Source organism: Bacillus sp. PS237, assembly GCF_037963345.1.
Taxonomy (GTDB): domain Bacteria; phylum Bacillota; class Bacilli; order Bacillales; family Bacillaceae; genus Bacillus; species Bacillus subtilis.
In genome coordinates, this window is record NZ_CP150156.1 from 3,743,374 (window position 1) to 3,764,425 (window position 21,052).

Sequence of the window (21,052 nt, forward strand, 5' to 3'; positions counted from 1 at the left end):
CCTTTACTACGGAAAGGAGTGCCGGTATGAAGGTATTTATCGTGATTATGATCATTGTCGTTATTTTCTTTGCCTTGATTCTGCTTGATATCTTCATGGGCCGTGCCGGATACAGAAAAAAGGCGTACGAGCCTGTTTTTTCAAAAAAGAAGAGTGACATCGAATTGATCCACTGCGGCGCTGATCTCGTTGAGCGGATGATGAATGATATTCGCCAGGCCGCCTCTTCTGTTCACATGATGTTTTTTATTATGAAAAATGATGAGGTCAGCCACAATATGTATACCTTGCTGAAAACAAAAGCCCAAGCTGGCGTATCCGTTTATTTGCTTCTGGATTGGGCGGGCTGCCGGGCAATTAAAAAAACGGCGCTTCAGACGATGAAAAATGCCGGCGTCCATGTCCATGTGATGAATCGTCCCCGTTTTCCTTTTTTCTTTTTTCACATGCAAAAACGGAATCACCGGAAGATTACGGTGATAGACGGAAAAATCGGTTATATCGGCGGGTTTAATATCGCCGAAGAATATCTTGGAAAGAAGGCGAAGTTCGGCAATTGGGAGGATTATCATCTGCGCATGATCGGAGAAGGCGTACATGATCTTCAAACGCTTTTTGCTTCTGATCTAAAACGAAATACCGGAATCGAACTGGGTTCGGATGTTTGGCCAAAGCTTCAGCAAGGGACTATTTCTCACAAGATCTATGCGACCGACGGTTATTCCCTTGAAAACATATACTTGGCCAACATTGCCCAAGCGAAGAATCGCCTTACGGTTTGCACGCCTTATTACATTCCATCAAAACCGCTTCAAGAGGCCCTTATTAACGCAAGAAAAAACGGCGTATCCGTGAGAATCATTGTACCGATGAAATCAGACCATCCGCTGGTACGAGAAGCGGCTTTTACGTATTATTCGGAGCTCTTGGATGCCGGCTGTCTTATTTATCGTTATTATCAAGGGTTTTATCATGTAAAAGCCCTCATCATAGACGACCATCTCAGCATTATCGGAACAGCCAACTTCGATAAACGGAGCCTGTTCTTAAATGAAGAGGTGAATGTTGAAATTGATGACGAAGCGTTTACAAGTGAAGTCTATGCCACAATTGAGGAGGATATGAAAAAGTCGGAGCTGCTGACGATGGAGGATTTCAGCAAGCGCACATTCAGGCAGCGCCCGGCGGAATGGCTCGGCAGGGCATTATCTTATTTCTTATAAAGGAGAGTTCCTATGATTTTCAGATTCGGGTTCGTTTCAAATGCGATGAGCCTTTGGGATGCGTCTCCCGCTAAAACATTGACATTCGCGCGTTATTCAAAGCTTTCAAAGACTGAAAGAAAAGAAGCGCTTCTGACTGTGACAAAAGCCAATTTGCGCAATACGATGAGAACCCTTCACTATATCATCGGCCACGGCATTCCTTTGTACCGTTTTTCCAGTTCGATTGTGCCGCTGGCTACGCATCCCGACGTGATGTGGGATTTTGTAACACCGTTTCAAAAAGAGTTTCGGGAGATTGGAGAGCTTGTTAAAACCCATCAACTGCGAACAAGCTTTCATCCAAATCAATTCACTCTGTTTACGAGCCCGAAGGAATCCGTCACAAAAAATGCGGTAACAGATATGGCGTATCACTACCGCATGCTTGAGGCCATGGGCATTGCTGATCGCTCCGTTATCAACATTCATATTGGCGGCGCTTACGGAAATAAAGACACCGCCACTGCACAATTTCATCAAAATATAAAACAGCTGCCGCAGGAGATCAAAGAGCGGATGACACTTGAAAATGATGATAAAACATATACAACGGAAGAAACGCTTCAGGTCTGTGAGCAGGAGGATGTTCCGTTTGTCTTTGACTTTCATCATTTTTACGCCAATCCAGACGATCACGCCGACCTGAATGTAGCACTGCCCCGCATGATCAAAACGTGGGAGCGGATCGGCCTTCAGCCAAAGGTTCACTTGTCTTCCCCAAAATCGGAGCAAGCGATACGCAGCCACGCCGATTATGTTGACGCCAACTTTTTGCTGCCACTGTTGGAACGCTTTAGGCAATGGGGAACTAATATTGATTTCATGATTGAAGCAAAGCAGAAAGACAAGGCGCTTCTCCGCTTGATGGATGAATTAAGCTCCATCCGCGGTGTCAAACGCATCGGGGGCGGTGCGCTGCAATGGAAGTCATAAATGTGCAAAAATAGGTTTACGACTTGTCAGCTTTGGGAACTTAGGCTATATAAGACAACAATCGATGGAGGAGAAAGATCATGAAAAATATCAAGTCTCTGAAAGTAGCCGCACAGGCCTTTACTTTAAGAAATTTGATTCATCTTTATAAAATGTGCCATTCCGGAAGCCACGAGGTTTATATTTATTCAAAGAAAACGATGTGCAAAATCAAAAGCTTAATTGAGCTTGAAACGTTCCGCATGGCTCATAATGAAAAGGAATATCTGATCGTAGTTGAAGGAACAAAAGCATCACAGCTCATTGAAAAATTCCAAAATCTTATCGAGCCTGCTGAGAGAGAAGCGCTCTAACTTACATACAAAAAAGGATAGACATCTGTCTATCCTTTTTCTTATGCTCTTACATAATGGAGCTGAACCGCTTGTCCAAATTGTTTTGTCCCTTTTAACCGCAGTTTTGTTTCATTTGTTAGTTCGTGAAACAGCGGGATGCCGCTTCCTAAAACGACGGGAATAACAGTGATGATGAATTCGTCGATGGCATCTTCTTTCATAAAGTCATTCACAAGCTCTGCCCCGCCAGCTATCCAGATGTTTGAGCCTTTTTCCTGTTTCAAACGGGCAGTGAAGGCTCTGGCTCCCTCATTGATAAACGTCACATGTTCATCTTGATAACTGTCGGGCGATCCTGTAAAAACATAGCAGGTTTTATCCTGATACGGGAAAACCGGTGTTAGCACTTTAACGTGCTCATATGTGCTCCGCCCTAAAATGACTGTATCAACAGTCTGATAAAAATCACTGTAGCCGTTGTCACCTTCACCTTCAAATTCATCCAGCCAATCGATGCTTCCATCTTCTTTTGCGATCATCCCGTCCAATGAAACAGCAATGTACAGCACAGTTTTTCTTTCCATGTTCTCCTCCTATCGATGCACCATTTGCCCGAATTGCGCTTGATGCAGCCTGCTGTATAGGCCTCCGGCTTCGATCAGGTCTTGATGACGGCCTTGTTCTTCAATACCGTTGTTTGTGACGACTACAATTCTGTCCGCGTCTTTGATTGTTGCCAGCCTGTGGGCGATGACAAGCGTCGTGCGCCCCTCAGACAACTCTTGAAGCGCCTTTTGGATCGCCGCTTCCGTCTCTGTATCAAGGGCTGAGGTGGCTTCGTCGAGAATCAAGATCGACGGATTTTTCAAGAACATCCTTGCAATTGACAGACGCTGTTTTTGCCCGCCGGAAAGCTTCACGCCGCGTTCGCCAATCATAGTATCCAACCCATCGGGCATGTTATGGACGAGCTCTTCCAGATGCGCCTGCTTCACAGCTTGCCAAATGTCTTCTTCTGATGCGCCTAGTCGGCCGTAGGCGATATTTTCTCTAAGCGTGCCCGAGAATAAGAAAACGTCCTGCTGCACGACGCCAATCTGCCCGCGCAACGAAGAAAGCGTCATGTCTTTTATACTGATGCCGTCAATCGTAATGTCGCCCTCCGATGCTTCATAAAAACGCGGAAGCAGACTGCAAAGCGTTGATTTCCCAGCACCTGACGGACCGACGAACGCCACCGTTTCCCCCGCTTGAATGGATAGGTTGATGTCATTGAGGACATTGTGATGGTCATCATAGCCAAACGAAACATGTTTATAGCGGATATTGCCCTTCAGGCCGGAAACATCTTTCGAATCAGGTGAGTCCTGAATATCCGGCTCTGTCTCCATGAGCTCCATATAGCTTTTGAAACCCGCGATCCCCCTCGGATACATTTCGATAATGGCATTAATTTTGTCAATAGGCCTGAACAGCACATTCGTCAAGAGTACAAACGCCACAAATTCCCCGTACGATAAGGAGCCGCGAATGACAAACCACGTCCCGCACAAAAGGACAAACAGCGTGACAAACCGGGTCAGCATATAGCTGATTGAACCGTTTTTCGCCATGATTTTGTAGGAAGAAAGCTTTGTGACACGAAAACGCTGGTTGTTGACGGCGAAGCGTTCTTTTTCAAATGCTTCATTTCCGAACGCCTGCACAAGCCGGATGCCGCCGATGTTATTTTCTACACGCGCGCTGAAGTCTCCGATATCCTTGTTCAGCGTGGTAAATGCTTTGGTCATTTTTTTGTTGAAATAAAGCGCTAGCCAAATGACGATCGGCATAATGATAAACGTTAATAAAGCAAGCTGCCAGTTAATAAACAGCATCACTCCGAACGCCCCGAGAATGGTCATGACCGCAATGAATAAGTCTTCCGGTCCGTGATGGGCGACTTCACCGATATACATTAAATCGTTCGTGAGCTTCGACATCAGCGTTCCCGTCTTGTTGTTGTCGTAAAATTTGAACGAGAGCTTTTGCAAATGGTCAAAAAGCGACTTTCTCATATCAGTCTCAATATTGATACCAAGCATGTGTCCCCAGTAGGTCACGATATACTGAAGAGCCGAGCTGAGCGCGTACACCGCAAATAACCCGATTGAGGTCGCGATGATCAGTCCCCAGTCCCTGCCCGGCAGCAAGGTATTAATAAAATAATTGACGATCAAAGGAAAACTCAGCTCCATTAAACCTCCCGCGATCGCTGAGAAAAAGTCGAGAAAGAACAACGTTTTATATGGTTTATAATATGAAAAAAATTGCCGCAGCACCCTATCTTCCCCCAATGTATAAATAACTGATAATATTTCTCAATTATACTATACACGGGCTGTTTTGAAAGATCAGATTTCTTTTTTCTTACAGAACACCTGAAAACAGGCGGGCAAACGACTCTTTTGTCCGGTCAGCCACACCTCTTTTATAAAAGCCGACAGGGCTGAGCTTTTCACTTTCCTGCATATCCTCTTCAAAATGGGCCTCAAGGGTTCGGATCGCTTCGGCATCCGTGAAGAACACATTCACTTCAAAGTTGAGCTGAAAGCTGCGCATGTCCATATTCGCGGTACCGACGGAGGCGAGATCGCCATCAATGATCATGACTTTTTGATGCATGAAGCCTTTTTGGTAGGAGTACACTTCAATGCCCTCAAGGAGCAGCTCCGGGAAATAGGACCTCGACGCGTATTGGGTCAAAAAGCTGTCGTTCTTCTCCGGCACCATAACCCTTACCTCTACCCCCTTTGTCGCCGCTGCTTTTAGCGCCGTGCGAATGGATTCATTGGGGACAAAATAGGGCGTGGCGATCCATATTGATTTCTGCGCTGAAGAAATCATTTCATAATAAAGGTCGCTCATGCTTTCCTTCATGTCAGGGCCTGTCGCGACAATTTGATAAATGCCTCCTCCTTCCACGGGAACCGGGGTATTGTACTCCTCTTGATCAATTAGCACTTCATTGGAGACATATTCCCAATCCAGCATAAAGATAGCGTGGAGCGTTTGCACAATTTCCCCCTCAAGCCGCAGGTGTGTATCTCTCCAAAATCCGATGTACGGATCTCTGCTGATATATTCCTTCCCGACATTTAATCCACCCACAAAACCGGTTTTCCCATCGATGATCACGATTTTCCGGTGATTTCTGAAATTCAGCTTCTGGTTGAAAAACCCGTATTTCAGCGGAGAAAACGGGACGATGTCCACCCCCGCTTGTTTCATTCTCATAATATCTCTTCTTGCCAGCTTCATGCTTCCTGCCGCATCGTATAAAAACCTCACCTCGACACCCTGGCGCGCTTTCTCCATCATAATATCCATCATGCCGCGTCCGAGCATGTCTGATTTAAACATGTAGTATTCAATATGTATGTAAGATTCCGCTTTTCTCATTGCTTTGAAAATGTCCGGGAAGGTTTCTTCGCCGTTTTTCAGCACTTTGATGTTGCTTTTCGTATTGATATTCATATGGGCAGCCCTGATGGAATATGTAAAGAACCTCTCTTGATTGTCCTTCAGCCCTGTCACTTCGGGCGTTTCCTCCTTGTCAAACAGCTTCCTGAGCTTTTCCCTGTTGTACATTCGTTTTGTCTTAAACAGCTTTCCCTTTACATAAAGCTGTCCCGAAAACAGATAAAACACGTAGCCGACGATTGGAAAAAAGACAAGAATATGGATCCATAGCAGCGTGTGCTGCGAGGTGCGGTTTTCAAGAATTAATGAATAGATGCTGAACAAAATAATGCTTATATAGCAAAGCAATCCTCCGTAAAACTCAAGTCTGGAAACCGGAAAAAACCAAATGACATATGCCCCGATGAGCATCATATATAAAAAGAAAAATTCCAGTCTCCTTTTCAGCATCCTGATTCTCTCCAATCTGATTCAATTACCTCTGTATTACCTCTTTTTTCTAATCGATAAACCTTGTAAGTAAAAAACCTCTCCGCCAAAGGAGGAGAGGTTTAGAGAAAACTAACTGTCACGGAATTCATCCGCATCGTTTCTGCAGAAATAAAGCAAGACTATTGGCAACGCCGAGTGACAACATGAGCGGCAAGCTGAACCCGCTCAGCACTCCGGCAAGCGCCGAAAAGAAGGCGGCGCTGTGACTGCAAATACGGTGGATAGAGTAAATTTGATACCCATTCTGATGAGAGAAAATATATAAAACGGGAAATTGATCAGAAAGATATAAGGAGTTAGTCAGGCTGAATCATAATCTGGCTGTTCCGCCGGTTTAAAATGAGTAAAATCCTTGATGTTATTTCCATATACAAACATAACAGGATTCCCGGCAGCCCAGCCATTACCTTGGCAGAAAAAACCCCCTCTTGCAAGGGGGATTTTCACGAGCGTTTCCGATATACAACGTAGCTGCGGGTCAGATACTTGAGCGGCAGACTGAACACATGAACCAATCTCGTAAACGGCCACAGGATAAAAACGACGTATCCTATCACAATATGAAACTTAAACCATAGCGGGACACTCTCCATCAAAGAGGCGTCAGGCCTGAACAAAACGATTTCCCTGAACCAGGGCCCGACTGTGGTCCGGTAATCAAATCCTTTCGAATCAATGTTGAGAAACGTGGCCGCAACGCCTGACAGCATCATGAACAGCAGCAGGAGGAGCGTAAGGATATCGGATGGCGAGCTCGTTTTGCGGATTCTTTTGTCAAACAGCCTTCTGTACGTCAGGATGACAAGTCCGGTACATGCCGCAATGCCCGCCGGCAAGCCAGCGCCAATCGCCATTTTGTGATACATATGCTCTGAAATGCCAAGGGAAGCATACACGCCTTCTGGGATCAGAATCCCCATGACATGCCCGCCGACAACGCACAGCAGTCCCCAGTGAAAAAGTGTGCTGCCAGCCGCAAGTTTTTTCTTTTCTAACAGCTCGCTTGATTTCGCCGTCCAGCCAAATTGGTCATGCTGGTAGCGGTAAATATGGCCGCCGATAAAGATTGTCAATACAATGTATGGCATAATACCCCAGAGGATCTGCCCGCTCATGCCTGAACAGCCCCTTCAACGCTTTCACCTACGCCGATGTTTTCAAGCGCGGCCAGCAGCACGTGCAGCAGTTCAGCGTATATACTGTCATTTTTTTCGAGACGGGATGCCAGCTCCCTCACATTGGACAGATATTTCTCAAACACGCTTCTCGCTGCTTCAATTTCTGCAGCCGCAGCAAATTCCAGCATCAGCGGCAGATAATCAGGCAGCTCTTTCTCTGTCGGCAGGAAACCGGATTGCTCGTATGTGTTTTTTAAATGCAGCAATTCAACGCCGCGTTCCCTTTGCTCGCCCGAGTTAAAGTAGGTGACATACATATTTGTTTTTTTCCCAAAGTCGAATGTATAGACATAGTGTTCAATCAGAGCTTCCGGTGAAAAGCTGGCTGACGCCTCGAAAAAGTGCAGCAGCTTCTCCCGGATTTGCCGGTTGCTGATTTCATGGATAAGAGCCTTCCAATCGGGAATCTCGGCTCTCCACTCTTCATCCGGATAAGAGAGAAGAGTGGAAAGAGCGGAGAACGTAATTTGCCGGTCTGTGGTGTTCATCTTGTTACACCTCATTTATCAAAAGTTAGAAACAGGAGCCGGGGCCGCCTGAAAATGATAAGCCGCAGCTCCCTTGTTCAGCATATAAATCTGAAACTTCTTCTCGATGACTGCTCGGTATCACAAAGCGGTCATCATATTTGGCAATCGCAAGCAGCCGATACATATCTTCAATTTGCTGTTCTGTTAAGCCGACACTGGAGATTAGTTCCGGGTCGATTGATTTATTCGTCTGGATCGCTCTCATATACTGGCGCATGACAGACATTTTCTTTAACGTTGACCGAATATGATCCGTATCACCGGCTGTTAACAGCTGCGCCAAATAATCTATCGGGATTCTCATTTGGTCGATAGCCGGAAAAATATCTTCTGCGGATTGCCGGCTGCCTTTTCCTTCAAAGAGATTCATAATCGGACTGAGCGGTGGAATGTACCACACCATTGGCAGCGTGCGGTACTCTGGATGAAGCGGCAGCGCAATCTTCCAGTCAATGATCATTTTATAGATCGGCGATTGCTGCGCAGCCTCTATCCATTCAGCCGGAATGCCTTGTTCTTTTGCCAGCTTGGCAACCTCAGGATCATTTGGATCAAGAAAAATGTCCAATTGTGAATGGTAGAGATCCTTTTCATTTTCAACAGATGCCGCTTCCTCCACTTTGTCCGCGTCATACAGCATGACGCCGAGGTAGCGGATTCTGCCAACACACGTCTCAGAGCAGATGGTTGGCAGTCCCGCCTCCAAACGCGGAAAGCAGAGTGTGCATTTTTCCGCTTTGTTCGTTTGCCAGTTAAAATAGACTTTTTTATAAGGACAGGATGAGACGCAATATCTCCATGAACGGCATGCATTTTGATCCACAAGCACAATGCCGTCCTCCTCGCGTTTGTACATGGCGCCGGATGGACAGGAGGAGACGCACGCCGGGTTGATGCAGTGCTCGCAAATACGGGGCAAATACATCATAAAAACCTCATCGAATTCTGTTTTGATCGATTCCTCCATCTTTTGTACATTGGGATCTTCAAGTCCCGTTATGTGGCCGCCCGCGAGATCATCCTCCCAGTTCGGACCCCATTCGATATTCATGAAATCCCCCGTCAAGGACGATTTCGGGCGTGCTACTGGCTGGTGTTTTTTCTGCGGGCTGTTCGTTAATGTTTCATAATCATAGTTCCAGGGCTCATAGTAATCATCAATCGACGGCTGATTCGGATTATAGAAAAGGCCTGCAAGCCGATTGGTTTTCGAGCCCGATTTCAGCTCGAGCTTTCCTTTTTTCAATGTCCAGCCGCCTTTATATTTATCCTGGTCCTCCCATTGCTTCGGGTAGCCGATGCCCGGCTTTGTTTCTACATTATTGAAGTACATATATTCCGCACCGGAACGGTTTGTCCACGTGTTTTTGCAGGTGACGCTGCACGTGTGGCAGCCGATGCATTTATCCAAGTTCATGACCATACCGATTTGCGCTTTAATCTTCAAGCCAATCGACCTCCTTCAGCTTGCGGATGACGACGTTCAGGTCGCGCTGATTCCCCGTTGGACCGTAATAATTAAAGCCGTAGCTGAGCTGGGCATAGCCCCCGATCATCTGGGTCGGCTTGACGTGAATCCTTGTCGGGCTGTTATGGGTGCCTCCGCGGTTATTCGTTAGCTTTGTGCCTGGCACGTTGATGTGGCGGTCCTGGGCATGGTGCATAAACGCCATTCCTTTAGGAATCCGATGAGACAAAACGGCTCTCGCGACGACAACACCGTTTCGGTTAAAGCATTCAATCCAATCGTTGTCTTTGATATCCGTGTCCTCTGCATCATCTTTATTCATCCACACGGTCGGCCCGCCGCGGAACAGCGTCAGCATCGGCAGAGAATCAAAATACATGCTGTGGACAGACCATTTATTATGCGGCGTCAAATAATTGAGGACGATTTCTTTTCCCTCTTGATCAGGCCGCTTGCTCAGAAACGGGCGATGCTGGAGGATCGGTTTGAATGTCGCCATCGTTTCACCGAATTCCATCATCAGTTCATGATCGACATAATAGGATTGTCTGCCTGTCAGCGTCCGCCACGGAATTAATTTTTCAACATTTGTTGTAAACGGCGAATACCTGCGCCCTCCTTTTTCAGAGCCGGAAAACGCCGGAGACGTGATCACCGTTTTCGGCTGGGCTGTAATTTGTTCGAACGTAAAGCATTCTTCCTCGCGTTCTTCCGCCAGGTCTTTCAGCTTCAGGTTCGTGATGTTTTCAAGTGATTCCCATGCTTTGACGGCGACCTTTCCATTCGAAGTGGATGATAGGGTTAAAATCGCTTCTGCTGCCTGCTTTGCTTCACTTATATTCGGACATCCCTTTGCGACACTGTCCGAGGTGATTTCTCCCAATCTCTGTTTGAGTGATTCATATTCATCGGCTATTGACCAGCTCATCCCTTTTGTTCCGCTCGGCTTTAAAGCAACGTTCGGACCAAGTGCAGTCATTTTATGAAAAATGTGTTTGTAATCCCGTTCAACGACTTGGATGTTCGGCATCGTTTTTCCCGGAATGGCTTCACATTCGCCTTTGCTCCAGTCATTGATTTTGCCGAATGGCTGGGCCAATTCCTGCATGGTGTCGTGGAGGAGCGGTGTCGCAACCACTTCTTTCACGGGCTCCATATCGACTTCTTCTGCCAGATCGGAAACGGCTTTTGACAGCGCCTTGAAAATATCCCAGTCTGACTTCGATTCCCACGGAGCCGAGATCGCCGGAGCAAATGGATGAATGAACGGGTGCATATCTGTGCTGCTGAGATCGTGTTTTTCATACCATGTCGCCGCCGGCAGCACGATATCGGAATACAGCGCCGTACCGGCCATTCGGAAGTCAAGATTGATTAACAAGTCGAGCTTTCCTTCCGGCGCCTGCTCCCGCCATTTGATTTCTTCAGGGCGGATGCTGTCGCTATCGTCATTCATTAAACCGTTCGTCGTCCCCAGCAAATGCTTGAGAAAATATTCATGCCCTTTTCCTGAGCTTGAGATCAGATTTGCCCGCCATACGAAGAGATTTCTTGGAAAATTCACTTCATTATCAGGATCTTCAATCGCGAATTTCAGTTTTTTCTCTTGGAGCTGTGAGGCCACGTACGCACCAACGTCTTCAGGTGTTGCTGCCCCTGCTTTTTCAGCTTCTTTATACAGATCGATGCCATTTTGATTGAAAGTCGGGTAAGACGGAAGCCACCCCAGCCGCGCGGCCAGCACATTGTAATCAGCGTGGTGCTTGTAGCGGGATGACGCAGCAATCGGTGATGCCAAATCACTGATCGGCTGGTCCTCATAACGCCACTGATCTGTCGCAAAGTAGAAAAATGAGGTGCCGTTTTGCAGCTTAGGCACGCCCTCCCAGTCCTTTGCAGTTGCAATCGTCTGCCACCCTTCAGCAGGTCGGAGCTTTTCCTGCCCCACGTAATGGGCCCAGCCTCCGCCGTTTACGCCTTGGGCGCCTACAAGTAAAACAAGATTTAACACCGCTCGGTAGATCGTGTCGGAGTTGAACCAGTGGTTAATGCCGGCCCCTACGATAATCATGGACCGGCCGTCTGTATCGATCGCATTTTGGGCAAACTCTCTGGCAATCTTAACGACAGCTTCTTTTTTGATTCCTGTCATTTGTTCCTGCCAGGCAGGCGTAAACGGCTCAGGATCATCATAGGAGACAGCCGATCGTTCGCCGATACCCCGGTTCACGCCGTAGTTAGCCAGTATCAAGTCAAACACGGTCGTGATGTACGTTTCTTCACTGTTCAGGTTCATTTTTTTAATAGGAAGATCCCGCTCGAGCACTTTGTTTCCGTCATTTGAAAAATACGGGATGCGCACCGTGCCGATTTCATCCTCTATTCCGAGCACAGAAAGACGGGGTTCAATCGCTTCTCCTGTTTCTTCATCAATCATATGCAGGTTCCATTTCTGCTTCCCGTCCCAGCGGGAACCCATTGTCCCCTGCGGTATGGCAAATGCGCCTGTCTGTTCATTCCAGACCGCGGGCTTCCACTGATCATGCTTTGTCTGCCGCCCGATGTCCTTCGCATGCAGAAACCGGCCCGCTGTGTATACGCCATTTTCTTTTGATAAGGTGACGAGGAATGGAAAATCCGTGTATTGCTTCGCGTATTCCATGAAACGTTCCGTCTCTTGATTCACGTAAAATTCCTGCAGAATGACGTGACCCATTGCCATCGCAAGCGCACCGTCAGTCCCTTGGCGGATACTGAGCCAGTCATCCGCGAACTTTGAGGACTCCGCAAAATCGGGACTGATTGAAATCACCTTGGCGCCTTTATAGCGGGCCTCCGCCAAAAAATGCGCATCAGGCGTTCTCGTTAGCGGAACGTTGGAGCCCCATGTGATGATATAGCCTGAATTGTACCAATCACTGCTTTCCGGAACGTCCGTCTGGTCGCCCCAAATTTGCGGGGACGCCGGCGGGAGATCCGCATACCAGTCATAAAAACTGAGCATTGGGCCGCCGATTAAAGACATGAATCGCGAACCTGACGCGTGGCTGATCATGGACATCGCCGGGATCGGAGAAAAACCGACATTCCGGTCAGGCCCGTATTTCATCACTGTATACAGCAGAGAGGCTGAAATCAGCTTCAGCACTTCCGGCCATTCCGCGCGGACAAAGCCGCCTTTCCCTCTCGCCTGTTTATAGGACTTCGCTTTTTCAGGATTTTCGACGATCGATTTCCAGGCTTCCAATGGATTTTGATGTTCTTGCAGTGCCTCCCGCCATAAATTAATCAGTACACCGCGCACGTATGGATATTTCACACGCAGCGGGCTGTAGATATACCATGAAAAACTGGCCCCCCGCGGGCAGCCTCTCGGTTCAAAATCAGGCATATCCGGGCCTGTTGATGGATAATTCAAATTTTGCCCTTCCCACGTGACAATTCCGTTTTTCACATAAATATTCCAGCTGCAAGACCCTGTACAGTTAACGCCGTGGGTGGAGCGAACGACTTTGTCGTACTGCCATCTGTTTCTGTATACATTCTCCCAATCGCGATCTTCGCGGGTGGTTTGGCTATGTTTATTTGAATGGTGTTCGATAGGAGAGAAATAATTCAATCTCCTAAACAACGGACTCCTTTTCTTTTTCTTCATGAGAGTTCACTCCTTCCGAGTCAGGTGATGCTAATTTCACTATAAACAGAGACAGCGTGTTTCCTTGTGAACTATGTCACACACTCTGCTTTTTTCACAAAATGTTCACACAAAGGAGAAGGAAGGCTGAGTTCAGGCAGGACGCTTGGGTCATTAGCTGCCTTTCATTCAAAGATCAAAAAAAACCGGCTCTATTTAAGAACCGGGCTCGGCGTTTTCATCCTGTGATGTATGCAGATACCGCAAAAATAATTGATAGGAACAAAAAACATTTTGCTGAAGCATAGCCAAAAAGTTCATTTGCAGCTGCGGATGATAAGACATCATTTTCTTAAATATGTAATATGGGATGTTGAGAATCAGAATGTCTGAAGTGGCATTGACTGAGATAAAGGGCGATAAATAAAGCCCGCCTTTTTCATCAATCGGAAACACATCGCCTTTTTCCCACAGCGCAACGGTTTTCGACCCTTCAGGGAGCCTTGTGTCCATAAAACGGACACTGCCTTTTAATACAATATAAACAGATTGAGAATGAAGAAAAGATGGAGACTGATCACATGAACCGCGGATAAACGTGCCGTTTTTCAGCAAGGTTTCGACAATGGATAGAGGCACTTCATTAAACATAGGAAGTTGTTTCAGAAATAATAAATAGTCACACTGATTCATAGGAAAACCTCCTGTGCTAAGGATAGCTTTAGTGTAGCTCGACTGAGCCTGTACAGCAGTGATGTATTTCACAGCCTGTATGATGAATGTCACTTATCAGGAGGGTGAATGCATTTATAATGAAAGAAAAAAGGAGGATTTCGATGAAGGCGCTGATTCCGAAGCAGCACGGGGCGTGGGCGATGCTGCTGATCCCATTTTTACTCGGCATGGTCAAGGGAGGCCCCGTTATTTGGCATATTCCGCTCTTCCTTGGTTGGCTTTTCCTATACTTAGCGGTTTATCCCGTTACGCTTGCCTTAAAAAAGAAACAAAGCAAACCATATCAAAAGTGGATGTGTTATTACGGTTTTCCCGCCTGCTGCTTTTTGATGATCTCGGTCTTTCATAAGCCGCCTCTCATCTGGGTGGGCGTTTCTTTACTGCCGCTGTTTCTCATACATATGTATTTTGCCCGCAGAAAAAACGAACGAGCCTTATTGAATGATGTTGCAGGTGTCTTGTTCTTTTGTTCGGGCGGGTTTGCGAGCTGCTGGCTGGGGATGGGAACCCTTGACGGCTGGGCTTGGTTTATTTTCTTGCAGTCTGCTTTATTTTTTATCGGGAGTTCCTTTTATGTGAAATCGGTGATCCGCGAGAGAAAAAACAGGGCATTTGCATACTGGTCATGGGGATATCACCTGCTGCTCCCCTTTTTATCCGCTCTTTTCGGAGCAGGATGGGCGTTTCTCGCTTTTATCCCGAGCAGCTTGCGGGCATGGTTTTTTCATGGAAGGGATTGGCCCGTAAAAACGATTGGCATTCTTGAAATCGTGAATGCCTGCTTCTTTCTTGCCGTCATGTGCCTGTTTATCACAAGGTAAAAAAACAAGGACACCGCTGTCCTTGTTTTTTTCAGTCAATATTGCAAATCTCCAGCGGGCAATTTTCACACTCAATCTCACATCGTAAATAGTCCCGCTTGTGCAAAATAATTTTTCCGGATTCGTCTATCGAAATAACCCCTTTTTTGCGGAGATCTCCGAGCATACGATTGACGCTTTCCCGTGCAGCCGCGCAAAACTTTGCCAAATCCTGATTTGTCAGGACAATGTTAATCAGAATGCCGTCGCTTCGCTCCACTCCGTAGCTGTTTGATAAGCGGATAAGGGTAGAATAGAGCGCCCCCTTTTTGCCATGAAGAAGCAGATCCCTGATTTTGGACTGAATCTTCCGGAGGTGCGTGCTCATCCATTTCATGAACTCAAATGTCAAAGCGCCGTTTTGGATTAATTCTTTTTCCAGCTTATTTTTATTAATGACGAGCACCTCGCCATCCTCTAGTACTTTTGCACTGAGCATATACCTTGGTTCTTCAGTGAAAAGTGTTAATTCTCCGACGATATCATGCTTTTGGCAGATTCTAAGCGTCAGGTCTTTTCCGTCAGATGTCAGCTTGCCGATTTCAATGAGTCCTGATTGAATCAGATAAAGCTCTTCTGCATCCATTCCTTCCCGAAACAAATACGTGTGTTTTTCCATTTTTCTTTTCGTGCTGATCGATTCCAGCAATTCATACAGATCGCTGGATATAAGATCACTATCAGATGGTCGAACAGAGAGAAAATTCATGAGCTCACCTCGAAGAAAGTCACGTTGTGTGTTTATTGTAACGTGAATTGATTTGTACCCATCGAGAAAAAACTAACAATCTTGTGAATGCCCCAGTGTTAGTTGATGCTCTGGCTGTTTCTCTCCGTGTGTGTTTTCATTCTTTCCTGCCAATACATCCATATGACAAGGACAAAACTGGCTAACGCCACCTCTGAAAGCGCCATAAACCCGATCGCGTACTGGCCTGTTGCCTGAAATACACTCGCCAATATGAGCGGAGGAAAAAAGCCGCCTAAACCGCCCATGGCAGACACAATCCCATTGGCAATCCCCGCTTGCTTCGAAAAATAGAAAGGCACCAGTTTAAAAACAGTTCCGTTTCCTATGCCTGAGCAGACGGCCACGGTTAATGATCCAAACGTATAAAGGCCGATTGTCGGCGAGAACGATAGGATAATGCCTGATAATGTAAGCCCGGCAAAAACAAACATCAAGATGCGGAGCGGGCTCATTTTATCAGCCAGGAATCCGCCCGCAGGCCTGAGCAGCGTAGAAACCGCAATAAAGCCAGCCGTCCGCAAGCCGGCATCTGCAGGATTCAGCCCAAAATGCTCCACCAGAAAGTTCGGCAGATAGATAGTGAAGGCGACAAAGGCACCGAACGTAATAAAATAAAACAGGCTCAGAAACCATAGCACATGATTTCGGTAAACAGCTTTGATTTGAGTCTTAACAGAAACTTTGACCTTCTTCTCATGCCTGTCGCCAAACAATACGTGCAGTAAGGCAAAGACAGCCAGCAAAATCAGATACATTTGCACGGTTGATTTCCACCCGACGGCTTGAGCGATAACCGGCGCTGCAAATGTCGTAACGGCTGTCCCGATATTTCCTGCACCGTAAATCCCATTGACGACACCGTGCTTTTCTTTCGGATAATATTTCGGGAGGGAGGTCACCCCAATGGAAAACACCGCTCCCCCGATCCCTAAGAAAAAGCCGCCTGCGATTAAATCAAACAGAGAATCCGCGATACTGATCCAAAATACAGGAAATAAAAGCAGGATGAAGCTGACCATAAACATGAGCCGCGCGCCAAACCTGTTCGTTAAATACCCTAAAGGAATGCGGAGAAGCGACCCGAGGATCACAGGAATCGCGGTCACTAAAGAAATCTCACCCTTGCTTAAATGAATATCTAATGTGATTTGGGAAATGAGTGATGAAATCAGCACCCAAACCATAAACCCTGCCACCAAGCTTAATGACTGTAACGATAATTGAATGTGTTGACGGTTGATCATTTGGCTTGCCCCTTTCAATGATTCAATAATCAGTCTTATCATACAAAAACTAGCCAAACAGGATTGTGAATTACATCACACGTTTTTCTCATAAAAAAAGGACAAAGCCCGAAGACTTTGTCCTTTTGATCGTGATTACATTTTTTCCGGAGCCGATACGCCGATCAGCTGAAGCGCATTGTTCAGCGTAATTTGCGTTGCCTTCATTAAAGCCAGGCGCGCGCGGCTTTTCTCTTCATTTTCAGGGTCGATGACTTTCTCTGCGTTGTAGAAGCTGTGCAGAGCAGAAGCCAGATCATAAATATAGTTAGTGACACGGTGCGGAATTCGTTTTTCCGCTGCTTCCGCCACTGCCTCTGGGAAGCCGCCGATCGTTTTCAGCAGATCGTATTCTTTTTCTGATTGAATATGGCTGAAATCAAGATCTGCCGCCGGTTTAAGCCCCTGCTCTTCCCCTTGGCGAAGCATGCTGCAAATACGGGCATGCGCGTATTGTGCATAATACACAGGGTTTTCGTTAGATGTTGATACAGCAAGATCTAAGTCAAAATCCATATGGGTGTCTGCACTTCGCATTGCAAAGAAGTAACGCACGGCATCCAAGCCGACTTCTTCAATCAGGTCACGCATCGTTACGGCTTTACCGGTCCGTTTGCTCATTTTCATTTTCTCGCCGTTTTTGTAAAGGTGAACGAGCTGAATGATTTCTACTTCAAGCGTTCCTTTTTCATAGCCCAGCGCTTCGATTGCCGCTTTCATACGCGGGATGTAGCCGTGGTGATCGGCGCCCCAAACGTTGATCAGCTTATCAAAGCCGCGGTCAAGCTTGTCCTTATGATACGCGATATCAGGAAGAAGGTACGTGTACGTGCCGTCCTTCTTGATCAATACGCGGTCTTTATCATCGCCGAAAGTCGTGGAACGGAACCAAGTCGCGCCGTCTTCTTCATAGACGTGGCCTTTTTCGCGGAGCGCTTCAAGCGCCTTGTCGATTTTTCCATTTTGGTACAGTGAAGTTTCTGAATACCACACATCAAACGGCACACGGAAGTTTTCCAAGTCCTTGCGAAGCTTTTCCAGCTCGTATTTCAGGCCGTATTCACGGAAAAACGCGAGGCGTTCACTTTCCTCTTCGTTAACGAAACGATCACCGTATTCCTCAGCGAGACGCTTTCCGATCGCAATGATATCCTCACCGCGGTAGCCATCCTCCGGCATCGGTTTTTCCAATCCGAGTGCTTCAAAGTAACGGACTTCAACAGAAAGCGCCAGATTGTTGATTTGGTTTCCCGCATCGTTAATGTAGTATTCGCGGCTTACATCGTAACCCGCTTTTGAAAGCACGTTGCACAAGGAATCGCCGACAGCCGCCCCGCGCGCATGCCCGAGGTGAAGGTCTCCCGTCGGATTCGCTGATACGAATTCTACCTGAACTCGTTCACCGTTTCCGATGTTCGTTTCCCCGTATGCTTCCCCTGCTTCCAGTACAGACGGAATCAGCTTTGTTAAATATTGATTGTTCATATAGAAATTGATAAAACCCGGGCCGGCGATATCCAGTTTTTCAATCGAAGCCTTCCCTTTATCAAAATGGGCGACAATCTCTTCAGCGATTTGACGCGGCGCTTTTTTTGCCACTCTTGCCAACTGCATCGCCATATTCGTTGAGTAGTCGCCGTGTGTTTTATCTTTCGGTGTTTCTAAAACAACATTGGGAATCTGGCTTTCTTCAGCCAGTCCCGCTTTCAGAACGGCCGCTTTGATTTCTTCTTTCAGCACGTCCTTCATTTGTTCCGCAATGTTCATGCGTGAGTTCCTCCCTCATACGTGATCGTCATATTATGTAAATGCTCCTGCTCGTCTCCGACATGCATGTCATATGCGATGCTGATACGGCCTTTTTCTTCATCGAGATCAGATTGAATCGATTTTGTGCTTGTTTTCAGCTCAAGCTCACCAAATGACATTTTATATTTAGCAATTGTGGAAGCTCCCGTTACGAAACGCTGATTCATTTTGACAGCGCCTGACCTCATGACCAGGACTTCGCCTTCGCTTACTTTCACAATCGTTTTGACTTTGCCTAAGTCGTGTTCTTCATAATAAGATAGATACACTTTATTTTGTTTTACATAGTAAAATCCGGTGGTGCGGAATTCGATGACTTCTTGGTTTCCGTCATCCTCGATCACAGACTTCACATGGAGTGTTATCGGTGTCTCTTGCTTCATTCTGACACGTCCTTTTCATCATTCCACTTTGACTTGAATAGTATAATCATTCGGTTTGTAAACTTCAACTGCTTCTATCTTACCATCATTGCTCATCAGATTTGAAGATAAACCTCATAAAAAGCATTTCCTTATATAGAAGAGAAAATCATATCACTAATTACCTTTAGGAAATGTTACATTTTTCCGAAATCTATCATTTCCTTTTCACATTTTTTTCAAAATATATGTATTGAATTAGTAATTTGATAGTTTTAAGATAAAAGTACAACATAGATCTGCTAGAAAAACAAAAAAAGGGAGGATTCAATTATGAAAAAAGCTGTCATTGTAGAAAACAAAGGTTGTGCAACATGCTCGATCGGAGCCGCTTGTCTAGTGGACGGTCCTATCCCTGATTTTGAAATTGCCGGTGCAACAGGTCTATTCGGTCTATGGGGGTAAGGATCTCCCAAAAGGGCATAGTCATTCTACTATGCCCTTTTTAAGTAAATTACAATTTTTAACTAAAATCTACCTCTTGGATATACATACACAACCGTTTTTCATTTGAATCATATGTATAGGGGATGGTATTTTGTTTATAGAGCAGATGTTTCCATTTATTAATGAAAGTGTAAGAGTTCACCAGCTTCCTGAGGGCGGCGTGTTAGAAATCGACTACTTGCGCGATAATGTCTCCATTTCTGACTTTGAGTATTTGGATCTCAACAAAACGGCTTACGAGCTCTGCATGCGCATGGATGGCCAAAAAACAGCTGAGCAGATTTTAGCTGAGCAATGTGCAGTGTATGATGAATCACCGGAAGACCATAAAGATTGGTATTACGACATGCTCAACATGCTCCAGAACAAGCAGGTTATTCAGCTTGGAAACCGGGCCAGCCGCCATACAATCACCACGAGCGGAAGCAATGAATTTCCGATGCCCCTGCACGCCACCTTTGAACTGACGCACCGCTGTAATTTGAAATGCGCCCACTGTTATTTGGAAAGCTCACCTGAAGCGCTCGGCACCGTGTCGATTGAGCAATTCAAAAAAACGGCTGATATGCTGTTTGATAACGGTGTATTGACATGCGAAATCACAGGTGGAGAAATTTTTGTCCATCCAAACGCCAATGAGATTCTTGACTATGTGTGTAAAAAGTTCAAAAAAGTCGCTGTCTTAACAAACGGAACACTCATGCGAAAAGAGAGCCTGGAGCTTTTGAAGACTTACAAGCAAAAAATCATCGTCGGCATTTCTCTAGATAGTGTCAATTCCGAGGTCCATGACTCCTTTAGAGGGAGAAAAGGCTCTTTTGCCCAAACTTGTAAAACGATAAAATTGTTGAGTGACCACGGTATATTTGTCAGAGTCGCTATGTCTGTCTTCGAAAAAAACATGTGGGAAATCCACGATATGGCCCAAAAGGTTCGGGATCTCGGGGCGAAGGCGTTTTCTTACAATTGGGTTGACGATTTCGGAAGAGGCAGGGATATTGTCCATCCAACGAAAGACGCCGAGCAGCACCGCAAGTTTATGGAATACGAGCAACATGTGATTGATGAGTTTAAAGATCTGATTCCGATTATTCCCTATGAGAGAAAACGCGCGGCAAATTGCGGCGCTGGCTGGAAGTCCATTGTGATCAGTCCGTTCGGCGAAGTACGTCCTTGCGCCCTCTTTCCAAAGGAATTTTCATTGGGAAATATTTTTCATGATTCCTATGAAAGCATCTTTAACTCCCCTCTCGTCCATAAACTGTGGCAAGCGCAAGCGCCGCGGTTCAGCGAACATTGCATGAAAGACAAATGCCCGTTCAGCGGCTATTGCGGAGGCTGTTACTTAAAAGGGCTGAACTCTAACAAATATCACCGGAAAAACATTTGCTCTTGGGCGAAAAATGAACAATTAGAAGACGTGGTCCAGCTTATTTAGGAGGGAAACG

Annotated in this window: 19 protein-coding genes and 1 pseudogene; 7 read left to right on the forward strand and 13 right to left on the reverse strand. The window is 46.2% G+C overall.

Translation table 11 applies throughout. From position 1 onward, the window contains the following. Nucleotides 1-26: 26 nt before the first annotated feature. From cls (NST22_RS19455) to NST22_RS19465, 3 genes are all read left to right on the forward strand, one after another. Complete coding sequence (gene cls, locus NST22_RS19455) at nt 27-1,223, forward strand: cardiolipin synthase (RefSeq protein WP_003227602.1); 1,197 nt, start codon at nt 27-29, stop codon at nt 1,221-1,223. 12 nt (nt 1,224-1,235) lie between these two features. Beyond that, nucleotides 1,236-2,198 carry a UV DNA damage repair endonuclease UvsE gene (gene uvsE / locus NST22_RS19460; RefSeq protein WP_003227599.1) on the forward strand — a complete coding sequence of 321 codons (963 nt, stop codon included), beginning with the start codon at nt 1,236-1,238 and terminating at the stop codon, nt 2,196-2,198. 80 nt (nt 2,199-2,278) lie between these two features. Further along, entirely contained in the window at nt 2,279-2,551 is a 273-nt protein-coding gene (locus NST22_RS19465; RefSeq protein WP_003227597.1) for a hypothetical protein, read from the forward strand. 41 nt (nt 2,552-2,592) lie between these two features. On the opposite strand, the gene NST22_RS19470 is transcribed toward NST22_RS19465, so the two are convergent. The 9 genes and pseudogenes from NST22_RS19470 to arfM form a co-directional block, all read right to left on the reverse strand. After that, on the reverse strand, nt 2,593-3,117 hold the full coding sequence (locus NST22_RS19470; protein WP_003227595.1) for a dihydrofolate reductase family protein: 525 nt from the start codon (nt 3,115-3,117) through the stop codon (nt 2,593-2,595). Between the two features lie 9 nt (nt 3,118-3,126). Continuing rightward, the gene (locus tag NST22_RS19475; protein WP_339232942.1) at nt 3,127-4,854 is read right to left on the reverse strand and encodes an ABC transporter ATP-binding protein; all 1,728 of its coding nucleotides are present in this window, start codon (nt 4,852-4,854) and stop codon (nt 3,127-3,129) included. 88 nt (nt 4,855-4,942) lie between these two features. Beyond that, nucleotides 4,943-6,445, reverse strand: a complete 1,503-nt coding sequence (gene cls, locus NST22_RS19480) for a cardiolipin synthase (RefSeq protein WP_003242612.1) — start codon at nt 6,443-6,445, stop codon at nt 4,943-4,945. 130 nt (nt 6,446-6,575) lie between these two features. Continuing rightward, nucleotides 6,576-6,772: pseudogene (locus tag NST22_RS19485) on the reverse strand (YitT family protein); the annotation flags it as partial. 158 nt (nt 6,773-6,930) lie between these two features. Then, nucleotides 6,931-7,602, reverse strand: coding sequence for a respiratory nitrate reductase subunit gamma (narI, locus tag NST22_RS19490; protein ID WP_003242665.1), 672 nt, complete (start codon nt 7,600-7,602; stop codon nt 6,931-6,933). Next, a complete protein-coding gene (gene narJ / locus NST22_RS19495; RefSeq protein WP_063694950.1) occupies nt 7,599-8,153 on the reverse strand; it encodes a nitrate reductase molybdenum cofactor assembly chaperone in 555 nt (184 codons plus the stop codon). The genes narI and narJ overlap by 4 nt, the downstream gene beginning before the upstream one ends. A 25-nt stretch (nt 8,154-8,178) precedes the next feature. Next, the gene (narH, locus tag NST22_RS19500; RefSeq protein ID WP_038427984.1) at nt 8,179-9,642 is read right to left on the reverse strand and encodes a nitrate reductase subunit beta; all 1,464 of its coding nucleotides are present in this window, start codon (nt 9,640-9,642) and stop codon (nt 8,179-8,181) included. Next, nucleotides 9,632-13,318: a nitrate reductase subunit alpha gene (locus NST22_RS19505; RefSeq protein WP_063694948.1), complete on the reverse strand. Its 3,687-nt coding sequence runs from the start codon at nt 13,316-13,318 to the stop codon at nt 9,632-9,634. Before NST22_RS19505 ends, narH begins: the two co-directional genes overlap by 11 nt. Nucleotides 13,319-13,513: 195 nt before the next feature. Then, entirely contained in the window at nt 13,514-13,990 is a 477-nt protein-coding gene (gene arfM, locus NST22_RS19510) for a Crp/Fnr family transcriptional regulator ArfM (RefSeq protein ID WP_003243032.1), read from the reverse strand. A 143-nt stretch (nt 13,991-14,133) separates the two neighbouring features. Between arfM and NST22_RS19515 the strand changes: the two genes are divergently transcribed. Next, nucleotides 14,134-14,853: a YwiC-like family protein gene (locus NST22_RS19515; protein WP_014481214.1), complete on the forward strand. Its 720-nt coding sequence runs from the start codon at nt 14,134-14,136 to the stop codon at nt 14,851-14,853. Between the two features lie 31 nt (nt 14,854-14,884). Here NST22_RS19515 and fnr read toward each other — a convergent pair whose 3' ends face one another. The 4 genes from fnr to NST22_RS19535 all read right to left on the reverse strand — a co-directional run bounded on the left by fnr (nt 14,885) and on the right by NST22_RS19535 (nt 19,118). Next, the gene (fnr, locus tag NST22_RS19520; RefSeq protein WP_003243241.1) at nt 14,885-15,601 is read right to left on the reverse strand and encodes a fumarate/nitrate reduction transcriptional regulator Fnr; all 717 of its coding nucleotides are present in this window, start codon (nt 15,599-15,601) and stop codon (nt 14,885-14,887) included. Nucleotides 15,602-15,699: 98 nt separating this feature from the next. After that, nucleotides 15,700-16,887, reverse strand: a complete 1,188-nt coding sequence (narK, locus tag NST22_RS19525; RefSeq protein ID WP_010886631.1) for a nitrate transporter NarK — start codon at nt 16,885-16,887, stop codon at nt 15,700-15,702. A gap of 135 nt (nt 16,888-17,022) precedes the next feature. Beyond that, nucleotides 17,023-18,693, reverse strand: a complete 1,671-nt coding sequence (argS, locus tag NST22_RS19530; RefSeq protein WP_003227570.1) for an arginine--tRNA ligase — start codon at nt 18,691-18,693, stop codon at nt 17,023-17,025. Further along, nucleotides 18,690-19,118, reverse strand: coding sequence for a DUF1934 domain-containing protein (locus NST22_RS19535; protein ID WP_003243604.1), 429 nt, complete (start codon nt 19,116-19,118; stop codon nt 18,690-18,692). The genes argS and NST22_RS19535 overlap by 4 nt, the downstream gene beginning before the upstream one ends. A 312-nt stretch (nt 19,119-19,430) precedes the next feature. On the opposite strand from NST22_RS19535, the gene sboA reads away from it, so the two are divergent. The 3 genes from sboA to albA are packed head-to-tail and all read left to right on the forward strand — an operon-like array spanning nt 19,431 to nt 21,042. Continuing rightward, entirely contained in the window at nt 19,431-19,562 is a 132-nt protein-coding gene (gene sboA / locus NST22_RS19540) for a subtilosin A (protein WP_003222002.1), read from the forward strand. Then, entirely contained in the window at nt 19,519-19,671 is a 153-nt protein-coding gene (gene sboX, locus NST22_RS19545; protein WP_010886632.1) for a bacteriocin-like protein SboX, read from the forward strand. The genes sboA and sboX overlap by 44 nt, the downstream gene beginning before the upstream one ends. A gap of 24 nt (nt 19,672-19,695) precedes the next feature. After that, nucleotides 19,696-21,042, forward strand: a complete 1,347-nt coding sequence (gene albA / locus NST22_RS19550) for a subtilosin maturase AlbA (RefSeq protein ID WP_003242599.1) — start codon at nt 19,696-19,698, stop codon at nt 21,040-21,042. The last annotated feature ends 10 nt before the right edge of the window (nt 21,043-21,052 follow it).